Consider the following 25044-nt stretch of genomic DNA (forward strand, 5'->3'; position numbering starts at 1 on the left):
TTCCACCGGAGGGCCGTCGGCGTCCGACGCGAGATGGCGGCCCAGCAGGCGGCCTCGAACGGCGTCGGGAAGCGGACGTGGTGGTAGCCGCGCAGGTCGGCGACGGCGCGCGCGAACGCCGGGTCCGAGGCGGCGGCGTCGTACAACGGCGAGGGGTCGTCGGAGAAAGAGAGGAACGAATCGAGGCGCTCCGCCACCGCGTTTCCGTCGCCCGGTTCCTCGACCCACTCCACCCGGGCGCGCACGAGGCCGCACTCGTCCGCGTGCAGGTGGGCGACGAACGGTTCGGGGGCGAACCCGCCCGTGACGACGGCCTCGCGGTGACCGGCGGTGCCGTCGGACGCGGGCGCGAACCGGTCGAGGTACTCGACCGACCGCCGGAAGTCGTACGGCGCCGCGACGGGAAGCGCGAGACTCGTCCACTTCGCAACTGCCATGGCGGGACCAGCGTTCGACTCCCCTTGAACCTCCGCCGAGAGCGGAGCGAAAGTGACCCGTTCGGCGGAAGTGGTGGGCGGAGCTACCGAATCACGTTCGATTCGAGGTCGCGGGGGTAGTACGTCAGCGTCTCCGTCCCGTTCTCGGTGACGGCGACGGTGTCGGAGTGGCGGTAGCCCGCCTCTTCCGTGTAGATGCCGGGTTCGGCGGTGTAGACGTGTCCGGGGGCCATCCGCTCGTCCCCCTCGGAGGCGTCGGCGTAGTCGGCGGCGACGTGGTCGGTCCACCCGCCGTCGATGTACGGCGGTTCGTGGCCGTCGAGGCCGATGTTGTGTCCGACGTGGTGTTGCGCCAAGTCGGCGACGCCCTGTTCCTCGAAGTACTCCGTCACGGCGTCGTCGACGTACGCTATCTCGACGCCGGGGCCGAGCGAGTCGATGGCGATGGTCTGGGCTTCGAGCATCACCTCGAAGTAGTGGGCGTCCTCCGGCGAGGGGTCGCCGACGAACATCGTGCGTTCGAGTTCGGAGTAGTAGCCGTCCACGTTCGCCGTCGCGCCGGTGATTATCGCGTCGCCCTCCGAGAGCCGTTCGTTCGGCGTGTGGCCGTGCGGAAGCGTCGTCTCGCGGCCGCTTACGTAGCCGGCCGTCACCGGGCCGTCGCCGCGGACGCGGACGGCGTATCGGTCGCCGAGGGTATCGAGCATCGTGCGCGACGCCTCCATCGAGGCGCGTTGGGAGACCGTCGCGGGGTGCGCGCCGACTTCGGTGTAGTCGGCGAGGTGGCGGTGGCCGAGGTTGGCCCACTTCGCCGACTCGCGGATGCAGTCGATTTCGGCGTCGGACTTCTCCCAGCGCATCCGTCCGACCCAGTTCTGCGTCTCCACGTCGAGAACGTCCGACAACGACGGCCCGCGAAAGCCCATGACGCCGGGCGCGCCGTCTGCGTCCGCAGCGACGCGTTCCGCGCCGAGTCCGCGGAGCATCTCAACCGCCGTCTCCGTGGGGTCGCCGCCGGGGTAGTCGAAGTAGCGGTGGACGGCGTCGATGGTCGGCGTCTCGGAGACGCGTTCGACTTCGAGGCGGGGGACGGTGATTTTGACGCGGTCCTGGGTCACCGCGAGGACGACCGGTCGCTCCGTCTGGACGTGGTGAAAGCCGGTCAGATACTCGATGCTCGTCGCGTCGAACCACACCGCCGCGTCGGCGTCCGCGTCGGCGAGGCGGCCGCGGACGAGCGTGAGACGGGTTTCGAACTCTGCGTCGGGGAGACGAGTCGCCATACGCTCACGTCGGAGGTGCGCGGATAAATAGCCACGAGAGGCGGAAACGTTCGGACGGCGGGACGGCGGACGGCGCGTCGGGGGGTCAGTTTCCGCTCGTGCGGTCGTCCTCGACGTCGTCTATCTCTTCGAGGTTTCGCTGGTCGTTCGCCTCCGCCGCGTCGACGCCGCCCTCGGGCGTGCGGTCCGACATCGCCTCGCCGGTCAGTTCGTTGTAGACGGCCTCGCGCGCCTCTTGGGCCGAGTCGTACTCGTCGTCGAGGCGGTCGAACACGCTCCCGAGCGACTCCGTCTCGTTCGGCAGGTCGCTGGTCTGGTCTCCGTACGCGCGCGATAGTTCCTCGCTTGTCGCGGGGTACTTGTGGTCGTCCAGCGAGGTGTCCGTCTCTTTGAGGATGTTCTCGACGTGTTCCGTGCGTTCGTGTCTCCGCTCGTTCGCGTCTCGGATGTCTCGTTCCGCCAGGTCGTCGGAGTCGTCCGGTGCCATGTCTGGACGGAGGGTACCGACGGGGAAGGACTCTGTGGCCCGGCAGGCGATAGGTCAGAAATCGCGGTCGAAGAGGGCGGCGGCCGACCGTTCCGCGCCGGCGCTCAGTCGTCCGACGCGTCCGAGGAACGCGGCGTCGTCCCGGCCGTCGCCTCCGAGACGGAGTCGATGTCGATGCTCACCCACTCGCCGTCGGCGCGCGCGGACTCGTAGGCCGCCTCCGTGACGGCGGTGACGCGCAGGCCGTCGTGGGCCGTCGCCGGCGGGTCCGTCCCCTCGCGGAGGGCGCGCAGGAAGTCCGCCGCGCGGTTGTGCTGTTTCTCGAAGTCCACGTACGGGACGTGCTCGGTGCTGTCGGGGTCGATGGTCTTCAGGTTGCGAGGCTCCCACTCCCGGCCTTCGAGGTACACCGCACCGTCGTCGTCCCAGACGTGGATGTGCTCTCGCGTCGCGGGCGCGTCGCCGTTCACCGCGACGGTGGCCGTCGCCCCCTCCTCGAACCGGATGCGCAGGCTTCCGACGCCGTCCACGCGCCGTTCGTCGTCGATGAACTGCATGTCGGCGGAGACCGCCGTCGGGGTCAGTCCGGTCGTCCACAGAATCGCATCGAGCAGGTGGCTCCCGGTGTCGTACAGGTAGCCGCCGCCGCTCAGGTCCGGGTTCTGCCGCCACGTGCCCTCGAAGCGGTCCACCCAATCCTGCGTCACCTCGGCGGTGAGCCAGTTGGGCGACCGGTCCGTCCCCTCCCAGCGCTTCCGGGCCGACCGGAACGAGGGGTTGAGGTGGCGCTGGTAGCCGACCATGAGCATCTCCTCGCTCTCTCGGGACCGTTCGTACAACTCGCGGGCCGTCTCCAAGTCCGTCGTCATCGGCTTGTCGCAGTAGACGTGGAGGCCGGCGTCGAACGCGGCGGACACCTGCTCGTAGTGGAGCGTATGAGGCGTCCCGACGAGAACCGCGTCCAAGTCCGTCTCCTCGTCGTACATCCGCTGGTAGTCCTCGTACTGCGAGGACTCCGGGACGTGGAACGTCTCCCCGCCCTGCTTCCGTGCGGACTCGTTCACGTCGCAGAGCGCGGTGACGCTGACGTCCGGGTGCGCGTCGAACTCACCCCCGACGGTGGTCCCGATGTATCCCAGCCCGATGACTCCCATCTGTAGCGGCGTCGTGAAAGAACGGTCGTCGTCCATGCGTGGTTTCGCCGGTAAGGCGGGCGGCGCAATAGGTGTTTGGTAAATGTCACCCCCTGGAGGGAAACGTCACGAGATGGAGAACGGGCGCGGTTAGGCAACGTTTCGATCGGTACGTTTTCTAATACGTTCGCGCGGATCGGACGCCCTCGGCGTCACCAGCGGTGGTGGACGTGTTCGCGAACGCGTTCGTCGTACACCGACTCGACGCGTTCGAGTTGGTCCGCCGAGAGGGGCGGAAGCGAGGCGGCGGCGACGTTGTCGGCGATGTGGTCGGGGTTCAGCGACCCGGGGATGATCGTCGAGACGGCGTCGAACGAGAGAATCCACCGGAGCGTGAACTGCGCCAGCGTCGTTCCCTCGGGGACGACGGCTTCCAACTCCTCCGCCGCGGTCAGTCCCTCCTCGAACGGGACGCCCGCGAACGTCTCGCCCACGTCGAACGCGTCGCCCTCGCGGTTGTAGTTGCGGTGGTCGTCCTCGGGGAACTCGGTATCTCGCGAGAGTGCGCCCGTGAGGAGGCCCGAGGCGAGGGGGACGCGGACGATGACGCCCACGTTCCGTCGCTTCGCCTCGCGGAAGAACACCTCGGCGGGACGCTGACGGAACGGGTTGAAGATTATCTGCACCGTCTCGACGCCCGGATACTCGATGGCCTTCAGTCCCTCCTCGACTTTCTCGACGCTCACGCCGTAGTGGGAGAGTTTACCGTCGTCCCGCAGAGCGTCGAGGGCGTCGAACACCTCGGGGCGGTAGTACACCTCGCGCGGCGGGCAGTGAAGCTGGAGGAGGTCCAGCGAATCGACGCCGAGGTTCTCTCTGCTTCGGTCCACGAACCGGTCGAGGTTCTCGGCGGTGTAGCGGTCGGCCTCGTGGGGGTCGAGGCGGCGGCCCGCCTTCGTGGCGACGGTCACGTCGTCCCACGCGTCGCGTTCGTCCACCACCTCGCCGACGAGTCGTTCGCTCCGGCCGTCGCCGTACACGTCCGCGGTGTCGAGGAAGTCGATGCCCTCGTCCAACGCCGCGCGGACGGCGTCGCGTCCCTCCTCGTCCGAGACGTCTCCCCAGTCGCCGCCGAGTTGCCACGTTCCGAGTCCGATCTCCGTCACGTCGTACCCCGTCGTTCCAAGCGGTCGGTGGTCCATAGGTAGCGAGTGTCGTCCCCGGCCCCTAAGTGTGGGTCCACCGGCAGAACGCGCGGGCGACAGGGCGGACGCCGTCGGAGACGTTGACGTTGTGCGCGCGGGGTGCCGGACCGCCCGGAGAATATACGGACGGCGTCCCTCGTTCGGGTGTGACTCTCGAACAGACGCAAGCGCCCGACTTCACGCTCGAAAACACCGGCGGCGGCGAGACGACCCTCTCGGAGACGCTCGACTCCGGGCCGACCGTCGTCCTCGTCAACCGCGGCCACTGGTGCAGCTTCTGCGCGGAACAGCTCCAGACGTTCAGCGAGGTGTCGTACGACCTGTGGTTCAACGACGACATCGACGTCGTCCCCGTCGTGACGGACCCGATGGACGAGGTGACGGAGATGCGCGACCGCTTCGACCTCGACATCCAACTGCTCGCCGACCCCGAGGGTACCGTCACCGACCAGTACAGCGGTACCGAGGAGACGAGTCACGGACTCACCGGCGTCGCCGCGACGTACGTCGTGGACGAGGACGGAACCGTGCGGTACGAACAGGTCGCGGACCACCCCGCCGACCGAACGTACGGAAACTGGGTCCGGTACTTCATCCGTAACGACTACGAAGACCCGTTCGAGGGCTGAACGGACCCGCCGTTTAACGGCCGGCCGGTCCCTACTACCGCCCGTGACTTCCATAGCCGACTTCCTCATGCCCGCCGCCGCCTTCCCGTTGGGGAGGGTCTTCGAAGAACGGCCGGAGGTGCGACTGGAACTGGACCGCGTGGTTCCGAACACGGACACGGTGATGCCGTTCTTCTGGGTGCACGACCCCGAGGGGGAGATGGAAGAGATCCTGGAGGTGTTCGACAGCCTCGGAGAGTTGCGGTCGGTCGTCCTGATGGAGGACTTAGGCGACAGGGGCCTGTTCCGCGCGGAGTGGGACCCCGACTACATGGGCATCATGGGAGCCATCGCCGCCACGGACGTGACCGTCGTCTCCGCTAGCGGGTCGGAGTCGGGGTGGACGTTTGAACTCCGCGCTCGGTCCTCGGAGTCCTTCTCGGAGTTCCAACGCCACTGCGACGACCACGGGATACCCGTGAGTCTCACCCGTCTCAGTCGACTCACCGAGACGACGACCGGTTCGGGGTACGACCTGACCGAAGAGCAGTACGAGGCGTTGGTCCTCGCCTTCGAGAGGGGGTACTACGACGAACCCCGGCGGACGAACCTGGAGGAACTGGCCGCGGAGCTCGGCATCTCGCGTCCGTCACTCTCGGCGCGTCTCAAGCGCGGGTATCGCAACCTCCTCGCGGCGACCATCGTCGACGACGGAACGACGTAGCCCTGCGTTACTTAAACGGGTTCTATAATTAGTGCCAGCGGTGAACCGTGCGCGGAGCGATTTCCGATCCAATGCCGAATTCTACGGGACGGGACGAGTCGGTTCCGTTCACCTACGATATCCCCTCCGAGGAGTCTCCCAGCAGTGCAGTCGTCGCGGCGGTGGCCGCGGTGGCGGGGTACAGACCCGTCGCGGCCGAACGGACGGGCGAGGACGACGCCGTCCCCGTACTTGACCCGTTGTACACCGTCGTGAACCCCGACGCCCTCGACGCGATGTTTCGAGACGACGGGTCGCCCGCCATCGCCGGCAGAGTCCGATTCACGTACCACGATTGCGACGTCGCCGTCCGCAGTGACGGCGTCGTGACGGTCACTCCGCCGGAGTGCGTCGCGGAGTGAGGAATCGACCGGTCGTACCCCCCGGCGTCGAACGCCCCGCCTCGTTTTCGCTGCGAACAAAGTCCGTCTCCCTCCCAAGAACACTATAATAGTCCGACTCCGTGTTAGGGAATATGTTAGTCACTATCTACCAGTACAAGCACGAGGAGGTCCAGTTCGACGACAATCGGACGACGGGCGAGTCCCAAACGGAGGACTCGGTGAACCCGGAGGCGGAGGAGTACTTCGGCGAGGAACTGGACATCGACGCCGAGGTGTGGGAGACGGTGGAGTACGAGGGGTCGCCGATTCAGCGCCGGGAGGTCACCCTCGACGACGTCACGGCCGTGTCGATGCCGGAGGAGGCGGAGTCGAGGGGCGGCGAACTCCCCGGGACGACGGTCCAGATCCGCCGCGAGGGAACCATCGAACAGCTCGAACACGCGACGGTAATCGAAGCGGAGGACCGGGCGCCGTAGGGAGTCAGGTCGCTGGCTCCCTTCGTCGCAGTCGCCCCAAAAACGAGTCAGTCCGCTCTCCTCGATTTGAACAGATAACAGACGGTCGGCCTCGCTCCCTCAGCCGCTGCGACTGTCATGTTCAAATCGCGTCGAGAAATCCTTCACACGCACACCGCTTGCTTCGCTCGCGGGTGTGAGGTTCAGTCCGCTCTCCCCGATTTGAACGGGGGGCAAGCCGATCTACAGTCGGCTGCTCTACCAAGCTGAGCTAAGAGCGGTCACGTTCGTCTTTCGGACTGTCGCTCTTAAGGATTATCAATTTCGTCCGATCGGAACCGACGCGTCCGAACATTGAAATACCGTCGGGAGAATCAACGTGACGAATGAGTAAGATCACGTTCCGCGCCGACGACGATCTCGTCGAGCGACTGGAGGGGTTAGATACCTCCAAGAGCGAGGTGATGCGTGACGCGTTGCGTACGTACCTCGACCGGGCGGAGCGTGAGTCGTCCGACGCCGACCGCTCTGACGCGACTTCGGCCGACTCCGTCGACGACGCACTCGCCGCCCGCGTGGACGAACTCGTCACCGAACGCGTGGACGAACTCCTCGCCGCACGCCTCGGCGACCGACGGACGCCGCCCCGCGACGTAAACGTCAACCTCACCGTCGAGGGCGCGCGGGCGACCGAAAGCGGCGTAAACGCCGACGAGAGCGCCGCCGCCGGGTCCGAAGCGCGTAAGACAGACGCCGACGAGGAGCGAACGACCGCCGAGAGTCGGACGAACGCCTGTGGGAAGTGCGGCGAGGCGGTGTCCGACGAACACGTGTACTGTCCGAACTGCGGCGAGAAAGCCAACCACCGGGTGTTCTGCGAGTGCGGGGACGAACTCCGCTCGGACTGGGCGTTCTGCCCCGGATGCGGCCGTCGTACGTCCGCGGCCGACGTACTCGAACGTCCGTAAACCGCCTCAGTCGCCCGCATACGATATTCTGAGCGGTTTGTCTTACACTCGCCGTTACATTTATAACGTATCGCTCTGTGGTAACTGTCGCGTAAGACGGTCGTCTTACACACCGGCCTCGCGGCGGGGAAACGCTCTCCGTCCTGCGTTTTCGGGTGTGTAAGACGCTCGCACATAGGTGCGCGCCGTCTTACCGGGGGAATGCAAAATATGGAGCGTGTGACACTACGAATTCCGAAGCAGCAGATCGAAGAAGTTGAACGCATGGTCGAAACCGGGGAATTCCCGAACCGGAGCGAGGCCATCCGTTCAGCGGTGCGCGAGATGCTCAACGAACAGCAGTCCGAGAACCGCGAACACTCGGGCAAGCGAACCTGGGCCAAGGTGTAGACGATGCAGGATATCGTCCGCGAGGCCATGGAACGCGATGAGGCAGAGAAAGAGGCCGCCGACATGGCCGACGACGACGAGGGATTCGGTGACCCCCGAATCGTCATCGTCGGCTGTGGCGGCGCCGGAAACAACACTATCAACCGCCTCTACAACATCGGCGTCGACGGTGCCGAGACGGTGGCCATCAACACCGACAAGCAGCACCTGAAGATGATAGAGGCCGACACGAAGATACTCGTCGGTAAGTCCCTCACGCAGGGTCTCGGCGCGGGCGGCGATCCCTCGATGGGCGAGCGCGCGACCGAGATGGCGCAAGGGACCGTCAAAGAGGTCCTCGGTAACGCCGACCTCGTGTTCGTCACCGCCGGCATGGGTGGCGGCACCGGGACCGGTGCGGCGCCCGTCGTCTCGAAGATAGCCAAAGAGCAGGGTGCCATCGTCGTGGGCATGGTTTCGACGCCGTTCAACGTCGAGCGTGCGCGCACGGTGAAGGCCGAGGAAGGACTGGAGAAGCTCCGCAACGAGGCGGACTCCATCATCGTCCTCGACAACAACCGCCTGCTCGACTACGTGCCCAACCTCCCCATCGGGAAGGCGTTCTCCGTGATGGACCAGATCATCGCGGAGACGGTGAAAGGCATCTCCGAGACCATCACCCAGCCCTCGCTCATCAACCTGGACTACGCGGACATGTCCACCATCATGAACCAGGGCGGCGTCGCGGTGATGCTCGTCGGAGAGACGCAGGACAAGAACAAGACCCAAGAGGTGGTCAACGACGCGATGAACCACCCGCTTCTCGACGTGGACTACCGGGGCGCATCCGGCGGCCTCGTCCACATCACGGGCGGTCCCGACCTCACCCTCAAGGAGGCCGAAGGTATCGCGAACAACATTACCGAACGCCTCGAAGCGTCCGCGAACGTCATCTGGGGCGCTCGCATTCAGGACGAGTACAAGGGCAAGGTGCGCGTCATGGCCATCATGACCGGCGTCCAGTCGGCGCAGGTCCTCGGCCCGACGACCCAGAAGCAGGCCAACAAGTCTCGGCAGAGCATCGAGTCGCCTTCGGAATTCGACGCGAGCAACAACGTCGAGGCCCCGAACCCGTCCGGTCGGTCCGGCACCGGCGGGTCGTGGCAGTCCGACGGCGGGCGCGACCAGTCCGAAGGAACGAACGGACTGGACGTCATCCGATAACGCACCGAACACGACCGCGGTCTCTATCGGTCGCTCACCTCGTCAACGTCAACTCGGTTCTTCGGACCCGCGCGGTCGGACCCGCCGCGCGGGCCCACTTTTGCGATACGCAACGGAGCCCGGAGCGGTCGCTCCCGTCGGAGGCGGTACAAAACGAGGACGTCGCGTCCGACGCCGGCTACACCGCTCGAAGCGACTCCAGCAGGCTACACTTCCGGCAGACGTCGCGGGCCGTCTTCGACCCGCACCGCTCGCACTCCTTGAGGTCGGCGTCGTCGTCGCCGCCGCGGTACCGGTCGGCTGCGAGTTCGGCGATTTCCTCGTACCCGGACATGATCGAGTGTCGCGTCCCCGGGTGTTTGTCCTCCAGTTCGAGCATCAGTTCCTGAATCTCGCCGCGGAACGCCTCGGAGGCGTGCGGGCACTCCGTGATGTGCGCGGGGAGGTCCTTCAGGTGGGCGTACAGGGCGACTTCCTTCTCGGGGATGTCGCGGAGCGGTTTCGCGCGCGGAACGAAGTCCTCCGAGCGGTTTCGGTCCTCGAAGCGGCCGAGACTGGCGTCGAAGTGGCGCGCCATCTGTTCGACGTCGCCTTCGAGGACGTTCATCAGCGCAGTCTCCGCCTCGTCGTCCAAGTTGTGGCCCGTCAGCAGTTTGTCCGCGCCGAACTCGTCGGCGTAGCGTTCGAGCAGGTCCCTACGGAAGACGCCGCAGTACGCGCAGGGAGCCATGTTCTCGGGGTTGTCCTCCACCACGTCGTCCATGCGGACGCCGAACTCCTCCTCGTAGGAGACGAGTTCGTGCCGCATCTGGATCTCCTCCGCGAGTTCGACGCAGGCGTCCACGCTCTCGTCGCGGTAGCCCTCGATGCCCTCGTGGATGGTCAGCGCCACCATCTCGATTCGGGGGTCGGGGCCGAACGTCTCGTCTAAGATGTGGGTGAGCACGACGCTGTCCTTCCCGCCGGAGAGGCCGATGACCCACGTCTGGGGGTTCTCGGGTGTGGCGTCTCGCGGGACGAGACTGTCCTTTCGGATGCGGCCGCGGACGCGCTTTTCGACCGAGGCGCAGAAGTGACTCTCGCAGAGGTGTCCCCCGGAATAGGCCGCGTGCATCACCGCGTCGCGGTCGCACTTGTCGCACTCCATCACCGGGTCGTTACCCGCCGGGAAGGATACCGGTTTCGTCTCCGGCCCCGGCGGGCCACGCGGCGAACCGGCGTCACCGACCGCGGCAGACGGTCCCGCCGGTCACCGGGCGTCGAGCGAAGGGGGAAGAGACGGGCGTGTGAGGATGGGGTGGGGAAGTGGTGAGGGGATGGGGTGAGCATCCGACGAGTGCGCACCGAACGGCCCGCGTGAAGGGGGGGAACGGGGAACGACCGAACCGAACGCCTCCCCGGATACTACTGGTATATTCCGTCACATCGGTTAAATGTCCGTCGATCTAACTGAACCGCTGGCGAAACGTATTCCCCGACGAAGGGCGGACCAACGCCCATGGAGCGAACGCGCGCCCTCGACCGGGTGACGGAGATACTCGACGCGGTGACGGCCGGGCCGACGCCGGTTCCCGTCCGCGAACTGTGGGTGTACGGCGACGTGGCACTCGGACTCGACCCGGTCGAGCGACTCGACGTGTACGTGACGAAGGACTTGCTTTTCCGCGGCGACGCCGACCGCGAGGAGGAGTTTCGGAAGTCCCACGGCGTCAAGGGCGTCGGCAAGAGCGTCTCCGCGGAGTGGGCCGAGGAGTACCCCGAACACCTCCGCGCGAACGCAAACGGGCACGCCGCCCCGGAGAAGTGCCTCGCCGCGCACCTGTTGGAGGACGACGAACCCGTCCACCTCGAAGTGTGCAACGCCTCCTTCGACGACAACGTCACGCAACGACTGAAGGGCGCGGTGGCCCGCGACGCGTACGAACAGATACTCGACCCGCGCGGCGTCTGCCTGTACGCCGACGGCCAGCGTTCCGACGCCGCGTTGGAGAAACTCCGCGGCGGCGAACTCGTCTTCCCCACACTCTCGGAGTCGTTGGAGATGCTCGGACTCGACGAGGCGGAAGCCGAGAAGGCGGCGGAGACGGTTCGGGACTACCGCCTCTCGCAGTCCGGCGCGACGGTTCGCGGCGACGTGGTCTGAGCGACGTACCCCTCCAGCAGTCCCGTTAGTCCCTTCTCGCGGCGTCTCGCCCCACCCGAGAGCCGTATCTAACGGCGCGTCCCGTCCGAGCGGGCTCGGTCCGGAGCCATTAATTGAAAGCGTGAATAAAATTTATCACAAACGTTCGAGTGGTGGTAGGTGATGTCAAACCAACGCGATGTGCAGGAGTCGTCTCGACTGAGTCGCCGCGGGTTCGTCGGCGGCCTCACGTCGCTGTTCGCGGCGTCGGCGTTCTCGGTGAGCGTCGATGACGCCGCCGCGGCGCAGGTGACGGAGGGTGATGATTCGGATACGCAGACGCTCGCCTCGCCGGACGGAACCGTCGAGGTGGCCGTGGACGTATCGAACGGGGTACCGAGTTACAGCGTCGTCCACGACGGAACCACCGTCGTCGAGGACTCGACGCTCGGCTTCGAGTTCCAGAATCAGGACGCCTTCCGCGAGAGGGTGACCGTCACGGGCACCGAGCGTTCGACGACGGACGAGACGTGGACGCCCGTCTGGGACCAGTACGACGAGATACGCGAGCACTACGAGGAACTGCGGGTCGGACTCCGGGAGTCCGGCGGCGAGGGGCGAGCGCTCACGCTGGAGGTTCGAGCGTTCGACGACGGCGTCGGCTTCCGGTTCGTCTTCCCCGAGGAGAGCGGGTTCGGCGACTTCGTGATAACCTCGGAACGGACGGAGTTCGCCTTCGCCGACGACTACACTGCGTGGTGGATACCGAACGACTTCAACAGCTACGAGTACGCATACGAGGAGACGCCGCTGAGCGAAGTCGGCGCGCAGAGTTCCTTCGGCGGCGTGCACACCCCGATGACGATGAAGGCGGGCGAGGACAGCTACGTGAGCGTCCACGAGGCGAACCTCGTGGACTACGCGTCGATGGCCGTCGAACCCTCCGAGGCGGGTTCGACCACGTTCGAATCGACGCTGGCTCCCCTCCCCGACGGGACGAAGGTGACGGCGTCCGCGCCGCACCGAACCCCGTGGCGGACGCTCCAACTGGCGACGCGGCCCGGCGAACTCGTGGAGTCGAACCTCGTCGTCAACCTCAACGAACCCCTCGACGAGGAGGCGTTCGCGCGGGGGACCGACTGGATAGAGCCGCAGAAGTTCATCGGCATCTGGTGGCTGATGATAACCGGCCGCGCCGACTGGGAGTATCGGGGCCCGGAGACGGGCAACCACGGCGCACAGACCGGCCGGATGAAGCGGTACATGGACTTCGCCAGCGAACACGGAATTCCGAGCGTCCTCGTGGAGGGGTGGAACCGAGGGTGGGACTCCTACCCCGGCGACGGGAGCACGATGGACTTCGACGAGACGTACCCCGACTTCGACATCCGGGAGGTGACGCAGTACGGGCAGCAACTCGACCCGCCGGTGGCGATGACGTCGCACAACGAGACGGCGGGCAACGTCTCGAACTACGAGTCCCAACTGCGCTCGGACTCCAGTCCATTCGCGTTCTACGACGAGTTGGGCATCAACTCCATCAAGACCGGCTACGTCGCCGATAGCGGCGTCACCATCGACGGGACGACGTACAACCACCACTGCCAACCGCTGGTCAACCACCACCACCTCGTCTACCGGGAGGCGGCGAAGCACCGGCAGATGCTGGAGGTGCACGAACCCATCAAGCCGACCGGCGAGCGTCGGACCTACCCCAACGTGATGACCCGCGAGGGCGTGTTGGGACAGGAGTACGACGCCTTCGGCTACATCTCGCCGTCGCACCACGTCACGTTCCCGTTCACGCGGATGCTCGGCGGCCCCGTCGAGTACACGCCCGGTATCTTCGACATGGACTCGGGGTCCGGCGGCATCGAGACGACGCGGGCGAAGCAACTCGCCATGTACCCGACGTACTTCAGCGGCCTCCAGATGGTCGCGGACCTGCCGAGCTCCTACCTCGCGGAGCGAGACGCCGCGTTCGGCGTCGGCGAGGTGGCGCAGGCCGAGTTCGGCGAGTCGGAGGGCTTCCCCACCGCCGCGAAGTGGGCCGGCGCGCAGGGCGAACGCTACGTCGCGGTGGACCCCAACAGCGCCGACGCCGGGTCCGCGGTGTCGTGGACCGTCGAGGGCGTCGCGGAGGCGGGCGAGTACGACGTCCACCTCCGCTACGCCAGCGACGAGGAGGAGAACGCCGTCCCCGCCGACACCGACCGGACGGCCACCGTGACGGTGAACGACGCCGAGAGCACGCAGGTCACTTTCCCGCCGACGGAGTACTGGGACGAGTGGGCGACGGTTTCGACCACCGTCTCCTTTGAGTCGGGCGACAACGACCTCTCGGTGGTCCTGACCGACGGGGACACCGGCGGTCTCAACCTCGACGCCGTCGCCGTCACCGAGGCGGGCGAGTCGATGCCCGACCCGGAGACGGACCCCATCCGCGGACCGACCGTGGACGCGTTCCAGTTCATCGAGGACGTTCCCGCCGCGGGGTGGGACGACACCCGGATGCTCGACGGCGAAATCGGCTCCTACACCGTCACCGCCCGCCGCAAGGGCCAGGAGTGGTACGTCGGCGCGATGACCGACGAGGACGGCCGCGCACTCGATATCCCGTTGGACTTCCTCGCCGCCGCGCCCGGGAAACGGAAGGGCCACGGGAAGGAGAAGAACGGCGAGGGACACGAGAGGAAGAACGGCGAGGGGAAGGGCCACACGAAAGGGAAGTACGTCGCGGAGATGTACTCCGACGGCGTCGACGCCGCCTACGACGAGAACCTGACCGACGTCCGCATCGACGAGTTCCTCGTGGACGCGGAGACGACGGTGCTGGCGTCGATGATAGAGTCCGGCGGCACCGCCATCAGACTCAGGCCCGCCGCCCGGGAGGACGTCTCGGAGTTGCCGACGTACGAACGGCCCGAACAGGACGTGGACGTCTCCATCTCGGGCGAGACGTTCGTCAGAGAGCAGTTCGTCGAGGCCACGGGCTCCAACGGCGGCGACTACGTCGGCGGCACGACGGTCGAACTGGTCGTGGACGGCGAGGTGGCCGCGACGGCGAACGTCCGCTTCCCGCCGAACTCCGAGGGGGCGACGTACGAGTTCTCCTACGCCATCGACGACCCCGGCACGTACGACGTGACCGTCCGGACGACGGACGGGACGACGCTGGCGTCGAAACGCGTGACGGTCAAGCCGCCGGTGACCGTCGCCTCCCTCTCGGACCCGTCGGGCGACGACGCCGGCCCCGGCGGGTACACCTACCCCACCGCGGACGCCTTCGAGGAGGGCGCGTTCGACCTGCGGTCGTTCACCGTCGAACAGACGCCGAGCGAGTACGAGTTCACCTTCGAGGTGGCGAACCTGTACAACGCCTTCGGGAGCGACCGGGGCTTCTCGCCGCAGATGTTCGTCCTCTGGGTCCGGAACCCGAACGCGGACGGCGGAACCACCTCGACGCTCGACGACCTGAGCGCCACCGCGTCGTTCGAGGAGGCGTGGCACTACCGCCTCGAAGTCAGCGGGTTCACGAAGAGCGCGGTCGATTCCGCCGGCGCGGCCCTGACCGACGCCGACGGGAACGCGGTCACGGTCGGAGAGTCCGTGGACGCGTCGGCGAACACGGTCAGTCTGAGCATCGACCGCGCCGCGTTCGACGGCGCGGACGCCGCCGAGTTGGAAGTCGTCCCGATGGTCCAATCCGAAGACAGGGGCAGTCTCCGACCGGTCGCGGAACGGAGCGCCGACTACGTCTTCGGCGGGGCGACGGCCGGAGCGGTCGAGAACGCGCCGCGCATCGCCGACTTGCTGACGCCCTCGGGCGTCGCGCAATCGGACGCACTCGCGTACACGGCGGACGAATTAGCGACGATTCCGTTCGTCTCGCTGGGGTAGTCCGCCGGTGACTCACTCGTCGCGGCGTCCGAGTTTCCGCGCCCGACGCTCCGCTTCCTCGCGGGCGAGCGACTCGGCTTCCTCGCGGTCCACCACTCGCGGATTCGACGTCTCGGCGTCGATGACCGAGTAGAGCGCGAGCGTTCCGGCGACGGAGAGGAGGGCGAAGAGGACGGCGAACAGGGCGAAGCCGGCACCTTCCATGCGCGGACGTCCGCGCTCTCGCGAAGTAATTCTTCCCCCGCCGACGGGGAAGGTATTTATCCTCATGTCGGAATTAGCGAACGTATGAGCCCTCCAGAACGCGACGACGAGAGCGGTTGCCCGAAGTGCGGCGGCACCGAAACCGAGATGGACTCGATAGCGACGAGCGGAACCGGCTTCTCGAAGCTGTTCGACGTGCAGAACCGAAGTTTCACCGTCGTCACCTGCGCGAACTGCGGGTACTCCGAACTGTACCGCCGCGGTTCCAGCGGTAACCTCGTGGACCTGTTCTTGGGGTAGTCACGCCGCCTCGGGCGCGCGCCCGACGGTGACGTCGAACGGGACGACTTCCGCGCGGCGGTAGCGACCCTCGCGCATCTGTTCGACGACGGCGCGACCCATCTCTCGCCAGTCGCGGCGAAGCGCGTCGTACTCCGCCTCCGAGAGGACGCGCCGGAGTTCCGTCTCGTGGGCGTCGATGCCCGCGCCGTTGGCCTTCCGCGCCGCGCTCTCCAGGTGGTGTTGGTCGTACGGCGGTTCGACCGTCTTCTGGTGGTAGTAGCGCCGCGTCCGCACGTCGCGCAGGCCCACCTCCTCGAACAGCGTCGCCACCCGGTCGCCGAGGGCGACGTTCGTGCCGACGCCCTCGATGTACGCCTCGCGGACGGAGCGTTCGAGGGGGACTTCGGCGGCCACCGTCGAATCGACGCCCACGTCGGCGTTGTTCGGTTCGACGGCGGCCACGAGGTCGGAGGAGACGCGGGCGAACGCCGACACCGCCGCGGCGGGGTCGGGCAGGTTCACGAGGAGGGCCTGACAGACGACTAAGTCGAACGCGTCGTCCGCGAAGGGGAGGCGCGTCGCGTCGCCGGTCAGGGTCTGGAGTCCCGTCTCCTCGCGGGCGACGCGGGTGAGTTCGGGGTCCGCGTCGAGGCAGACGACGTCGCCGGGCGTCTCGTCGTCGAGGACGCGGGCGAGTTCGCCCGTCCCGGCCCCGGCGTCTAAGACGCGCGTCCGGTCGCCCAGCGAGAGGTCCGAGAGGGCGTCGCGGGAGTCGTCCCACATGCCCTCGCGCGTCCGCCGGAGGTACGATTTCGAGAACTTCCGCACGGGCGTCGGTACCCACGGCGGCGACAAAAGAGAGTCGGTCCGCGCCGTCGGGTCAGTCGCCGCCGCGCCGCGTCCGTCGGACGAGGGCGGCGACGCCGCCGACCAGTCCGGCGAGTCCCGCGACCGGTCCGAACCCCGGCGTCGGGCCCCGGCGTCCATTCGAGTCGGGGTCGCCGGTCACCCCTAAAAGATCCTCTAATTTTTATTCGTGCAAAAGTCACCTATCTACGGGTTTCGAGACTTGTACCGTCAGTTCTCTCTGAGTTCTCTCACTCGATTGATATTCCACTCGAACCCTTTGCCGTCCTCGTTCGGCGTCTCCAACACGAGGGGGACGTCCGCGAGATCGGGGTGATTGACGAACGCGCGCATCCCCTCCTCGCCGATGAGGCCCTCGCCGATGTGGGCGTGTTCGTCCTTGTTCGTCCCGCACTCGTGTTTCGAGTCGTTCAGGTGGACGCACTTGAGGTGTTCGAGGCCGACGGTGGCGTCGAGTTCCGCCACCGTCCCCTCGACGCCCTCGGCCGTCGAGAGGTCGTACCCCGCGGCGAAGGCGTGGGCGGTGTCGAGGCAGACGTCGAGGTCCTGTTCGGACGCTTCGAGGACGTACGCCAGGTGCTCGAAGTCGTCGCCCATCTTCGTTCCGCTCCCGGCGTCGCTCTCGATGAGGACGGTCACGTCGTCGGGGATGTCGAGTTCGTCGAGGACGGAGACGGCGTTGTCGAGGCCCTGTTGTTCGCCCGCGCCGGTGTGCGCGCCGAGGTGGACGTTGACGTACGGGACGCCGAGTTTCCGGGCGGCGTCCACCTCCTTCTGCATCGAGTCCAACGACTTCTTCCGGAGGCCGTCCTTCGGCGTGCAGAGGTTCACGAGGTAGGAGGTGTGGATGACCCACGGCCCCACGTCGTTCTCCTCGGACAGCGACCGGAACTGCTCGGCGTCGTCGTCCGCGATGTTCGGGTCCTGCCACACCTGCGGGGAGTGGGTGAATATCTGCCCGCAGTTCCCGCCGTCTTCCAACTGCCTGTCGACGGCGTTGAACACGCCGCCCGCGATAGATTCGTGTGCGCCAACTCGCATGACGGAGCGCAGGAACTACGGGAGTATAGGGACTTCGGAGTGAAGACAGTCAGGCGAACGGACGCGAGAGGGGCCGACGACCCCGACGGCGGCCGACGGCTACCGACCCTTCGGACGCCGCCGGACCCACTCGTCGGCGGCGTACTTCTCCGCCGCGCGTTCGCGCGCGCGGTCCAGTTCCTCGTCGGTCCACGACCCCTCCTCGGCGTCGGCCCACTCCGCGAGGGCGGACTCGACGGCCGCCACCGCGTCCGAACGCGTCGCGTCCGAGAGTTCGTCCGCACCGACGACGCGTTCGCGGAACGTCTCGGGCGAGACGTCGTGACCCGAGAAGACGTCAAGGTGGTCCCCCGCATGCACCGAGTACGTGAGCGAACCGTGCTGGATGACCGCGTCTCGCCGGCGGTACTGGGCGTTGCCGCTTATCTTCCGGCCTCTGGCGACGATGTCGTGGGCGGGGTGAAGCGCCCGGAGGTAGCAGGCGGGCGACCATATCTCGGGGGACTCCTCCGCCGCGAAGTCGGCGTCCACGCCCATCCGGCGGAACGCGTCGAGGACGGGTTCACAGAGGATGCGGTAGCAGTCCATCAGGTCGCCCGGGAGGTCGGACTTCGGCGCGACGACGGAGTAGGAGACGTCGCCGTCGTAGTCGTGGTAGATGCCGCCGCCGCCGGTCTGCCGTCGGGTGACGGAGACGCCCGCCTCCGCGCAGCGGTCCCAATCGACGGTGTCGGGGTCCTGGTGGTAGCCGAGAGAGAGCGTGCTCGGTTCCCACCGGTAGACGCGCACGGTTCGCGGGCCGCCCGACGCCGCCGTCTCGGCGGCAATTTCGTCGAGCGCCATCTGCATCGGGCCGTCGCGGGCCTCCTCGCGTATCAGTCGCCACTCGCGGTCGGCGAGGGGTCCGCGGGCATCCACGGTCATGCTCCGGGGTACGACTGACCGCCGGAAAGTGGTTTCGTCGCCCCTCGGAAGCGTCGGCCGCGAATGGCTCTCAGGCCAGTAGCCGGCACATCAGCATGAACAACCGTTCGAGGTTCTTCGAGAGCGTCGATTGCTTCTCGCTCTGGAGGACGACGTCCTCCTTGGCCGTCTGCAGTTCGATGGTCTGACCGTGGTCCGTGTGGTCCACCATCTTCAGGCTGGTGACGGCATCGAGGGGGACGACGACGTACCGGAAGTCCTCGTCGGCGATGTCGGCGCGACAGTGTTTCCCCAACACGTGGACGCTCCGTTCGGTCACGCCCACTTCGTACCCCACGTACCGCATCCCCGCGACTTCCGCGCCCGCGCGCTCTCCTTTCACCTTCGCCTTCAGGAGGTCGTCGCCAATGAGGAGTCCCTCGACCATAGTCGGCGGTGTTCGACTGCGGATATAAAACTACGCGAGAATGTCCGGATTTCGTATCGCAATATGTAGTGTACGCCCGGCTGGGGCGAAACTCGCGTCCCTTTTACGCCTCGCGGGCGTCGGTTCGGGTATGGTGCGGAACGTCGCAGGCGTGATGGCCGAGCTCGAACCCGAGGACTTCTATCTCCTCTCGGGCGTCGAGCAGGGGATGCGCTTCAGCGAGTGGGTCAACCGCGGCAAGCTCCCCGACCTCACCGGTCTCACCCCCGAGAACGTCGAATACAGGTTGGACCGGTGCGCGACGAGAGAGCTGATAGAGCGGAAGACCATCCAGTACGAGGGATACAAACTCTCGGTGAAGGGGTACGACGCACTCGCCCTCCGGACGTTCTCGAAGCGGGACACGATACAGGGCGTCGGCGCGCCGCTCGGCGTCGGCAAAGAGAGCGACGTGTTGGAGGTGCAGTCATACAAGCCGTTGGCGCTGAAGTTCCACCGCGAGGGGTACACCAACTTCCGGGAGGTGATGCGCGAACGCGACTACACCTCCGACCGACAGCACGTCTCGTGGCTCTACACCGCCCGGAAGGCGGCCGAACGCGAGTACGAGGCGCTGGAGGACCTCTACCCGGACGTGTCGGTGCCGCGACCCGTAGACCAGAACCGCCACGCGATCGTCATGGAGAAACTGGAGGGCGTCGAACTGGGGAAGGCCAAACTCGCGGACGAACAGGCCGTGGGCGTCCTCGACCTGATTCTCGCCGAAGTCGCCGCCGCGTACGAGGCGGGCTACGTCCACGCCGACATGAGCGAGTACAACGTCGCCGTCGCCGAGAACGGCGTCACCGTCTTCGACTGGCCCCAGGCCGTCCCGACGGACCACGACAACGCCCGCGAACTGCTCGCGCGCGACGTGAAGAACCTGCTCGGCTACTTCCGCCGGAAGTACCCCGCCGCGATGCCCGACGCGGTGGACGAACCGGACGTCTGCGACGCCGTCGCCGCCGACGAGTTCGAGACGGTCCGAGACTACGCCGAGTAGTCCGCTCTTTTCACTCCGAGGCGTTCGGCGAACTCGCCGCAGGAGGGTCTCTGGCCGCCAGCGTCTCGTGGATGCCGAGGACGAACGCGGGGACGACGATCATGAACAGGTGTTCTTCGAGTGGGATGCCGAGCAGTTCGACGCCCGTCCGCAACGGGATGGCGAAGACGCCGACTTCGAGCGTGTACCAGTCCCAGACGTACGCGACGGGGTAGACGACTGCTATCGTCCGGGCCGTCCGCCGAACGGCGTCCCTCCCGGCGCGAACGAGGAGAACGGCGGCGAACGTCCCGAACAGAACCTCCGTCGCCAGATACGTGTACGGCCCGAGGACGCCGATGTCAGGGAGGGGAACGCCCGCGAGGGGACGGTACGCGACGGCGACGACCAACAGGGCGAGGAAGACGTACGCGCCGCGGATGAGAAGCATCGTCGCGAGTCGCGGCGTCGCCCCGCGAGCGACCACGACGACGGCCCCGAACGCGAGCGCCGCGACGGAGGCGAACGCAGGGAACAGGCCGGTTATCGAGCCCGCGACGACGAGAAACAGGCCGAGGCCGACGAGGGCGTCCGCGAGGCGGAAGGCGTTGGCGTACCCGAGGACGACGGCGACGGTTCGTTTGCCGATGGAGCGGTCGTACTCGTAGTCTTGGGCGTCGTCGATGACCTTGACGCCCGAGAGGACGAGCAGAAAGACCGTCGCGAAGGCGAGCGGCGTCGCGGCGACGCCGCCCGTCTGTACGTAGTAGCCGCCGAGGATGCTGAGCGCGATGCCGAGGGGGTAACCGACCGTCGCCGTCACGGGGTTCATGTCGAGTTGCGGGGCGTGAAAGAAGCCGAGGAACCAGGTGGGGACGACGAGGGCGAGGACGCCAATATCGACGAGGGAGGTGAGCGCGGCGGCGCACGCCGCGAATCCGAGCGTCGCGCCCGCCAACCCGACGTAACACCCGCGGCGACTCATCGGGTGGTCGTCGTCCTCGCCGCGGCGGTAGAAGTCCACGTAGCCGTCCTTGACGTGGGCCGTGTAGACGGCGAAGAATATCGCGGCGGCGTGGACGGCACCGGCGAGGAGTCCGAACTCGCCCGCGAGGATGGCACCGAACCACGACGCCGCGAGCGGCGGCAGCATGAACACCGGGTGCACCTGCGACGCGAGGGCACCGACCGCCGCTCTCGTCCCCGTCCCGTGGCGTGCGATGGCCATAGCGTCTCTAGCGGCGCCGACGCCGAAAACGGTACGACCGATTCGCACGCCGTGCGAGCGGTGGCCGCAGACGAGAAGATTCACGCGAAAGCGACGTGATAAAACTGAATTACAGGATATTAAACTGGTTCGTCAGGGTGACTGTCGCCGCCGGACGGAGCGACCGCTACCGACGTCGACGCGGAGAAGTGAGAAACAGGTGGGACCGACCGCGCTTAGTTCGCGACGATGGGGTCTTTCAGGGCGGCGACTTCCGACATGATGACCTCGACGTTGTCGTCTCCGACGCCGTTCTCGCGGAGTGCGCGTTCGAGGTGGTCCGCGACGGCGTCGAAATCCGCCTCGGTGATGCCGAGGTGGGCGTGCGCCTCGTCCATGTCGGCCCCGGAGTACTCGACGGGGCCCCCGGCGACGGAACTGATGAACTGCACTTGGTGCGCCCGGAGTTCGTCCATATCCATTCCGTGGAAGTATTCGACGAGTCGTTCGTCCAACAGCACCCGGTCGTAGAAATCGTCGACGACTGCTTTCACGGCCTCTTTACCGCCTATCTGCCGATATACGGATTCGGACATCAGGGACGCGCGTACGTTGACGGGGCGTCGGCATAGCGTCCACCACTCACATGTAGGGCCTTATATAAGGCGAGTGGCGAACCGCGGCGGAGGAGGGCGGTCAGACGCCGAGTATCTGGTTCAGAAGTTTCGACTGCGCGACGGCGAGGTGTTCGGTGAACGTGGAGACGGAGACGCCGAGTGCCGACGCCACGTCGGCGGAGTCGGCCTCCTTCGGGCGTTCGAAGTAGCCCATCTCGTGGGCGGTGCTGAGCACTTCGTACTGCCGGTCGGTGAACGCCGACCGGTCCACGAGGACGAGCGAATCCCCGCCCTCGGGGTCCGACCGCACCAACCGGCGGACGCCGACGGTGTCGCACCGCGCGCGCAGGTCCGAAACGACGCGCCGAACCGTCTCCACGTCGGGCGCGACGAAGGAGACGGCGACGGTTCTGCCGTCGGCGTCGATGCTCCGAACCGGGCACCCGTGGTCGGGGACGCGCCCGCACGGGCAGTCTTCGCCCGCGGCGGTGAATCGAAACACCGACCGCGAGTCGTCGCCGAACACCCGTTCCGCCTCCTCGGGGACCGGCGGGTCGTCCTCGGCGCGTCTCACCGTGACCTCGCCGACGACGGACCCGCCCCGGGACGCCGCCTGCCGGTCGGTGACGACGGACTCCACCTCGAAGTCCTCGCTCATCGGGGCGACGGGACATCCGGTGACGCCGCCGACTTCTAGTTCCGCGTGAACGCCGATCATACCGACCCAACCGCCGCCGGGCACAAGGCGTCTGCGAAACGAGTCGACCGGCCGACTGCGGCGACGCATTAGGCCGACCTAAAATCCGAAACGCACTTGTCGTATTAGGGCAGCCTAAACCTCATGGCAGAAGATTCGCGGGGACGAACCGGTTCGACGCGGTGACAGTACCTCAAAGCCGGCGGCGCACTCGTCGGCGGCGGTCTGTCGGCGGGGTGTACCGGCGGGAGCGGGTCCGAATCGACGCCCGCGGAGACGGGGACGGAGACGGACGCGGCGGCCGCTGACGGAACCGAGACGACGGCGGACGCCGACTCCTCGTACTCGGTGACGATGCCGCCGATGGGCGAGGTGACGTTCGAATCCGTCCCGGAGTCGTGGATAGCCTACTTCAGCAACTACGGCGACATGGCTATCGCTCTGGGGCAACTCGACGGCCTCCGCGGACTCATCTTCACCGAGAACTGGCCGCTGTCCTTCTACGACTACCTCCCCGGCGTGGACGTCTCCTTCGACGACGTTCCGCAGATGATGGGCGAGGGAGGACTCGACAAGGAGGTGTTCTACGAACTGGACTGCGACGTGCACCTGATGGACCCGAACTTCATCCGGCGCCTCGCCGACGAGTGGGCCGCGGAGGACTTCGCGGAGGTGGAGACGAACGTCGGGCCGATACTCGGCAACTCGATTCGCCGCCGCGGGGAGGAGTGGCACGACTACCCCTACCTCTCGCTGTACGAGGCGTTCGAGAAGATAAGCGAGGTGTTCGACGAACGGGAGCGATACGAGGCGCTTTCGGCGGTGCACGAGGAGATGCTGTCGAACGTCGAATCGAAGTTGCCGCCGGAGGAGGAACGGACGACGGTCGGTCTCCTCTCTATCAACTCCGACTTCGAGAAGGGGGCGTTCTACGCCTACCCGGTCCACGACGAGAACGGCCACAAGCAGTACCGCGACTTGGGGATGCGCGGCGCGTTCGACGACGTCATCGACGGCAGTTACGCCCAGTGGGACTACGAGCAACTGCTCGAAGTGGACCCCGACGCCCTCCTGTTTCAGTACGGGTTCTCCCACGTCTCCACCGAGGAGTTCGAGGCGAAGATTCGGCGGATGCGCCAGGACCCCGTCGGAAAACAGCTCTCGGCGGTGAAGAACGACCGACTGTACCGCGGCGGCACCTCCTATCAGGGACCCATCGTCAACCTGTTCCAGACGGAGGCGGCGGCAAAGCAGTTCTACCCCGACGCGTTCGGCGAGTGGAACGGGGTGGAGACGTTCGCCGCCGACGAGGGGCCACTGTTCGACCGACAGCGAGTCGCCGATATCGTCACCGGGGAGTTCTGACCGGGGCGCTCAGAGCAGGGAGAGTTCGACGGAGTCGGCCTCGAAGTCCTCAACGAACGCGCCGCCGCCGCCGACGCTGAACGTCTCCTCCCCGTCGGTGACGACCAGCGTATTTTCGACGGGGAAGGAGTTCGTCGACGGTTCGAGCAGGCCCTGCCGCACGTCCACGATTCGGCCTTCGAGTTCCGTCGGGCCGTCGTCGTAGTGGACCGGACGGCCGGTGACGCGCGCCGCCACGTCGTCGCCCGCGCGGAGGTGAAGCGTCGCTTGGAAGACGGCGTGCCGGAAGTCGTCGTACGTCGCGGGGAGGTCCGCCGGTTCCCGGGTGTACACCTCCGCGGCCATCGGCCAGTAGTTCCCGAGGAACGACCCGACGATGACCGGTCCGAGCTGTTCCTGCGCGAAGACGATGGCCTGCGCCGCACTGTTGGACCGGGTGACCATCTCCGCGGGGGCGACGAGTCCCGACTCGTAGTCCACGGTGAGCATCGTCGGCATCGGTTGGTCCCACGCCCGCGCGACGGAGGCGAGGCCGGACAGTTCCACGTCCGTGCCGGGTTCGACGCCCGTGACGATGAGGAGGACGAGGACGCCGCGTTCGACGGCGGCGCGCAGTTCGTCGGCCACCTCGTCGAGGAGGTGATACGGGATGCCGAGCGTCACTTCCGCCTCCGCGCGGGCGACGAGTTCGGAGACGCGCTTCAGCACCGTCACCCGTGATTTCACCACCTCGAAGCGCTCCGACCGGGGTGCCGCCCGCGAGAACCGCGACTCCAAGGCGGGGCGCATGTCGTCTAAGTCGGACGTGAGCGCCTCCACCACGTCCGCTGGCGGGTTCGCCCGAATCGTCGTCGGGACGGCGTGGTCGTTGACCTCCACGAATCCCCTGTCGTCGAGTTTCTCAGCGATGCTGTACACGTACCGCTTCGAGACGCCCGCCTCGTCGGCGATGGTACTCGCCTTCGCCTCGCCGAGTTCCAGAATCGTCAGATACGTGTCTACCTCCTTGTCCGAGAATCCGAATCGCTGCAGCATGTCGGCGAGCGACGCGTCGTCCATACCGCTACATGCAGAGGGGCCGTACTTACATCACT

At 66.8% G+C, this 25044-nt stretch carries 27 protein-coding genes, 1 tRNA gene and 1 pseudogene; 12 read left to right on the plus strand and 17 right to left on the minus strand.

Features of this window, described 5'->3' with window-relative positions; all coding sequences use genetic code 11:
* From ACFQEV_RS16340 to ACFQEV_RS16360, 5 genes and pseudogenes are all read right to left on the minus strand, one after another.
* A pseudogene (locus ACFQEV_RS16340) lies at positions 1–437 on the minus strand (DNA-3-methyladenine glycosylase family protein); the annotation flags it as partial.
* A gap of 83 nt (positions 438–520) precedes the next feature.
* Positions 521–1720 (minus strand): M24 family metallopeptidase, encoded by a 1200-nt coding sequence (locus tag ACFQEV_RS16345; protein ID WP_379698337.1) that lies wholly within the window; start codon positions 1718–1720, stop codon positions 521–523.
* 85 nt (positions 1721–1805) lie between these two features.
* Positions 1806–2207 (minus strand): DUF5789 family protein, encoded by a 402-nt coding sequence (locus ACFQEV_RS16350; protein ID WP_379698340.1) that lies wholly within the window; start codon positions 2205–2207, stop codon positions 1806–1808.
* Positions 2208–2311: 104 nt separating this feature from the next.
* Complete coding sequence (locus tag ACFQEV_RS16355; RefSeq protein WP_379698343.1) at positions 2312–3397, minus strand: Gfo/Idh/MocA family protein; 1086 nt, start codon at positions 3395–3397, stop codon at positions 2312–2314.
* A gap of 155 nt (positions 3398–3552) precedes the next feature.
* On the minus strand, positions 3553–4542 hold the full coding sequence (locus ACFQEV_RS16360; protein WP_379698346.1) for an aldo/keto reductase: 990 nt from the start codon (positions 4540–4542) through the stop codon (positions 3553–3555).
* Between the two features lie 149 nt (positions 4543–4691).
* On the opposite strand from ACFQEV_RS16360, the gene ACFQEV_RS16365 reads away from it, so the two are divergent.
* From ACFQEV_RS16365 to ACFQEV_RS16380, 4 genes are all read left to right on the plus strand, one after another.
* Positions 4692–5174 carry a peroxiredoxin family protein gene (locus ACFQEV_RS16365; protein ID WP_379698349.1) on the plus strand — a complete coding sequence of 161 codons (483 nt, stop codon included), beginning with the start codon at positions 4692–4694 and terminating at the stop codon, positions 5172–5174.
* A gap of 43 nt (positions 5175–5217) precedes the next feature.
* A complete protein-coding gene (locus tag ACFQEV_RS16370) occupies positions 5218–5877 on the plus strand; it encodes a helix-turn-helix domain-containing protein (protein WP_379698353.1) in 660 nt (219 codons plus the stop codon).
* A 71-nt stretch (positions 5878–5948) separates the two neighbouring features.
* The gene (locus ACFQEV_RS16375) at positions 5949–6278 is read left to right on the plus strand and encodes a HalOD1 output domain-containing protein (protein WP_379698356.1); all 330 of its coding nucleotides are present in this window, start codon (positions 5949–5951) and stop codon (positions 6276–6278) included.
* A 113-nt stretch (positions 6279–6391) separates the two neighbouring features.
* On the plus strand, positions 6392–6736 hold the full coding sequence (locus tag ACFQEV_RS16380; RefSeq protein WP_379698359.1) for a hypothetical protein: 345 nt from the start codon (positions 6392–6394) through the stop codon (positions 6734–6736).
* Positions 6737–6922: 186 nt separating this feature from the next.
* Here ACFQEV_RS16380 and ACFQEV_RS16385 read toward each other — a convergent pair.
* Positions 6923–6996, minus strand: a tRNA-Tyr gene (locus ACFQEV_RS16385).
* 105 nt (positions 6997–7101) lie between these two features.
* Here ACFQEV_RS16385 and ACFQEV_RS16390 point away from each other — a divergent pair.
* The 3 genes from ACFQEV_RS16390 to ftsZ all read left to right on the plus strand — a co-directional run bounded on the left by ACFQEV_RS16390 (position 7102) and on the right by ftsZ (position 9276).
* Entirely contained in the window at positions 7102–7683 is a 582-nt protein-coding gene (locus tag ACFQEV_RS16390) for a double zinc ribbon domain-containing protein (protein WP_379698361.1), read from the plus strand.
* A gap of 210 nt (positions 7684–7893) precedes the next feature.
* Positions 7894–8073 (plus strand): ribbon-helix-helix domain-containing protein, encoded by a 180-nt coding sequence (locus tag ACFQEV_RS16395; RefSeq protein ID WP_092537739.1) that lies wholly within the window; start codon positions 7894–7896, stop codon positions 8071–8073.
* Between the two features lie 3 nt (positions 8074–8076).
* The gene (ftsZ, locus tag ACFQEV_RS16400; RefSeq protein WP_379698364.1) at positions 8077–9276 is read left to right on the plus strand and encodes a cell division protein FtsZ; all 1200 of its coding nucleotides are present in this window, start codon (positions 8077–8079) and stop codon (positions 9274–9276) included.
* Between the two features lie 178 nt (positions 9277–9454).
* On the opposite strand, the gene ncsA is transcribed toward ftsZ, so the two are convergent.
* On the minus strand, positions 9455–10423 hold the full coding sequence (gene ncsA, locus ACFQEV_RS16405; protein ID WP_379698366.1) for a tRNA 2-thiolation protein NcsA: 969 nt from the start codon (positions 10421–10423) through the stop codon (positions 9455–9457).
* Between the two features lie 351 nt (positions 10424–10774).
* Between ncsA and ACFQEV_RS16410 the strand changes: the two genes are divergently transcribed.
* Both ACFQEV_RS16410 and ACFQEV_RS16415 read left to right on the plus strand, forming a co-directional pair.
* Positions 10775–11419 (plus strand): DUF7095 family protein, encoded by a 645-nt coding sequence (locus ACFQEV_RS16410; protein WP_379698369.1) that lies wholly within the window; start codon positions 10775–10777, stop codon positions 11417–11419.
* Between the two features lie 162 nt (positions 11420–11581).
* Entirely contained in the window at positions 11582–15298 is a 3717-nt protein-coding gene (locus tag ACFQEV_RS16415) for a glycoside hydrolase family 97 N-terminal domain-containing protein (RefSeq protein ID WP_379698372.1), read from the plus strand.
* A gap of 12 nt (positions 15299–15310) precedes the next feature.
* Here ACFQEV_RS16415 and ACFQEV_RS16420 read toward each other — a convergent pair whose 3' ends face one another.
* Positions 15311–15502, minus strand: coding sequence for a hypothetical protein (locus ACFQEV_RS16420; RefSeq protein ID WP_379698374.1), 192 nt, complete (start codon positions 15500–15502; stop codon positions 15311–15313).
* 84 nt (positions 15503–15586) lie between these two features.
* On the opposite strand from ACFQEV_RS16420, the gene ACFQEV_RS16425 reads away from it, so the two are divergent.
* Positions 15587–15802 (plus strand): zinc ribbon domain-containing protein, encoded by a 216-nt coding sequence (locus ACFQEV_RS16425; protein ID WP_379698377.1) that lies wholly within the window; start codon positions 15587–15589, stop codon positions 15800–15802.
* Here the strand turns inward: ACFQEV_RS16425 and ACFQEV_RS16430 are convergent, their stop codons facing one another.
* The 5 genes from ACFQEV_RS16430 to ACFQEV_RS16450 all read right to left on the minus strand — a co-directional run bounded on the left by ACFQEV_RS16430 (position 15803) and on the right by ACFQEV_RS16450 (position 19043).
* Positions 15803–16612: a class I SAM-dependent methyltransferase gene (locus ACFQEV_RS16430; protein WP_379698380.1), complete on the minus strand. Its 810-nt coding sequence runs from the start codon at positions 16610–16612 to the stop codon at positions 15803–15805. It lies immediately after the preceding gene.
* Between the two features lie 52 nt (positions 16613–16664).
* Complete coding sequence (locus ACFQEV_RS16435; protein WP_379698382.1) at positions 16665–16793, minus strand: hypothetical protein; 129 nt, start codon at positions 16791–16793, stop codon at positions 16665–16667.
* A 68-nt stretch (positions 16794–16861) separates the two neighbouring features.
* Positions 16862–17692, minus strand: a complete 831-nt coding sequence (locus tag ACFQEV_RS16440; protein WP_379698384.1) for a deoxyribonuclease IV — start codon at positions 17690–17692, stop codon at positions 16862–16864.
* Positions 17693–17791: 99 nt separating this feature from the next.
* Positions 17792–18616 (minus strand): lipoate--protein ligase family protein, encoded by an 825-nt coding sequence (locus ACFQEV_RS16445; RefSeq protein WP_379698386.1) that lies wholly within the window; start codon positions 18614–18616, stop codon positions 17792–17794.
* A 70-nt stretch (positions 18617–18686) separates the two neighbouring features.
* Entirely contained in the window at positions 18687–19043 is a 357-nt protein-coding gene (locus ACFQEV_RS16450; RefSeq protein WP_379698388.1) for a hypothetical protein, read from the minus strand.
* 130 nt (positions 19044–19173) lie between these two features.
* Here ACFQEV_RS16450 and ACFQEV_RS16455 point away from each other — a divergent pair, with 130 nt between their 5' ends.
* Complete coding sequence (locus ACFQEV_RS16455; protein ID WP_379698390.1) at positions 19174–20085, plus strand: serine/threonine-protein kinase RIO2; 912 nt, start codon at positions 19174–19176, stop codon at positions 20083–20085.
* 10 nt (positions 20086–20095) lie between these two features.
* Here ACFQEV_RS16455 and ACFQEV_RS16460 read toward each other — a convergent pair whose 3' ends face one another.
* From ACFQEV_RS16460 to ACFQEV_RS16470, 3 genes are all read right to left on the minus strand, one after another.
* Positions 20096–21292, minus strand: a complete 1197-nt coding sequence (locus ACFQEV_RS16460) for a lycopene cyclase domain-containing protein (protein WP_379698392.1) — start codon at positions 21290–21292, stop codon at positions 20096–20098.
* Positions 21293–21507: 215 nt separating this feature from the next.
* Positions 21508–21870: a group I truncated hemoglobin gene (locus tag ACFQEV_RS16465; protein WP_379699918.1), complete on the minus strand. Its 363-nt coding sequence runs from the start codon at positions 21868–21870 to the stop codon at positions 21508–21510.
* A gap of 97 nt (positions 21871–21967) precedes the next feature.
* The gene (locus ACFQEV_RS16470) at positions 21968–22606 is read right to left on the minus strand and encodes a helix-turn-helix domain-containing protein (RefSeq protein WP_379698395.1); all 639 of its coding nucleotides are present in this window, start codon (positions 22604–22606) and stop codon (positions 21968–21970) included.
* Between the two features lie 333 nt (positions 22607–22939).
* On the opposite strand from ACFQEV_RS16470, the gene ACFQEV_RS16475 reads away from it, so the two are divergent.
* On the plus strand, positions 22940–23950 hold the full coding sequence (locus tag ACFQEV_RS16475) for an ABC transporter substrate-binding protein (RefSeq protein WP_379699921.1): 1011 nt from the start codon (positions 22940–22942) through the stop codon (positions 23948–23950).
* Positions 23951–23959: 9 nt separating this feature from the next.
* Here the strand turns inward: ACFQEV_RS16475 and ACFQEV_RS16480 are convergent, their stop codons facing one another.
* A complete protein-coding gene (locus ACFQEV_RS16480) occupies positions 23960–25009 on the minus strand; it encodes a TrmB family transcriptional regulator (protein ID WP_379698397.1) in 1050 nt (349 codons plus the stop codon).
* Positions 25010–25044: the final 35 nt, after the last annotated feature.

The organism is Halopelagius fulvigenes (genome assembly GCF_042662625.1).
Lineage (GTDB): Archaea > Halobacteriota > Halobacteria > Halobacteriales > Haloferacaceae > Halopelagius > Halopelagius fulvigenes.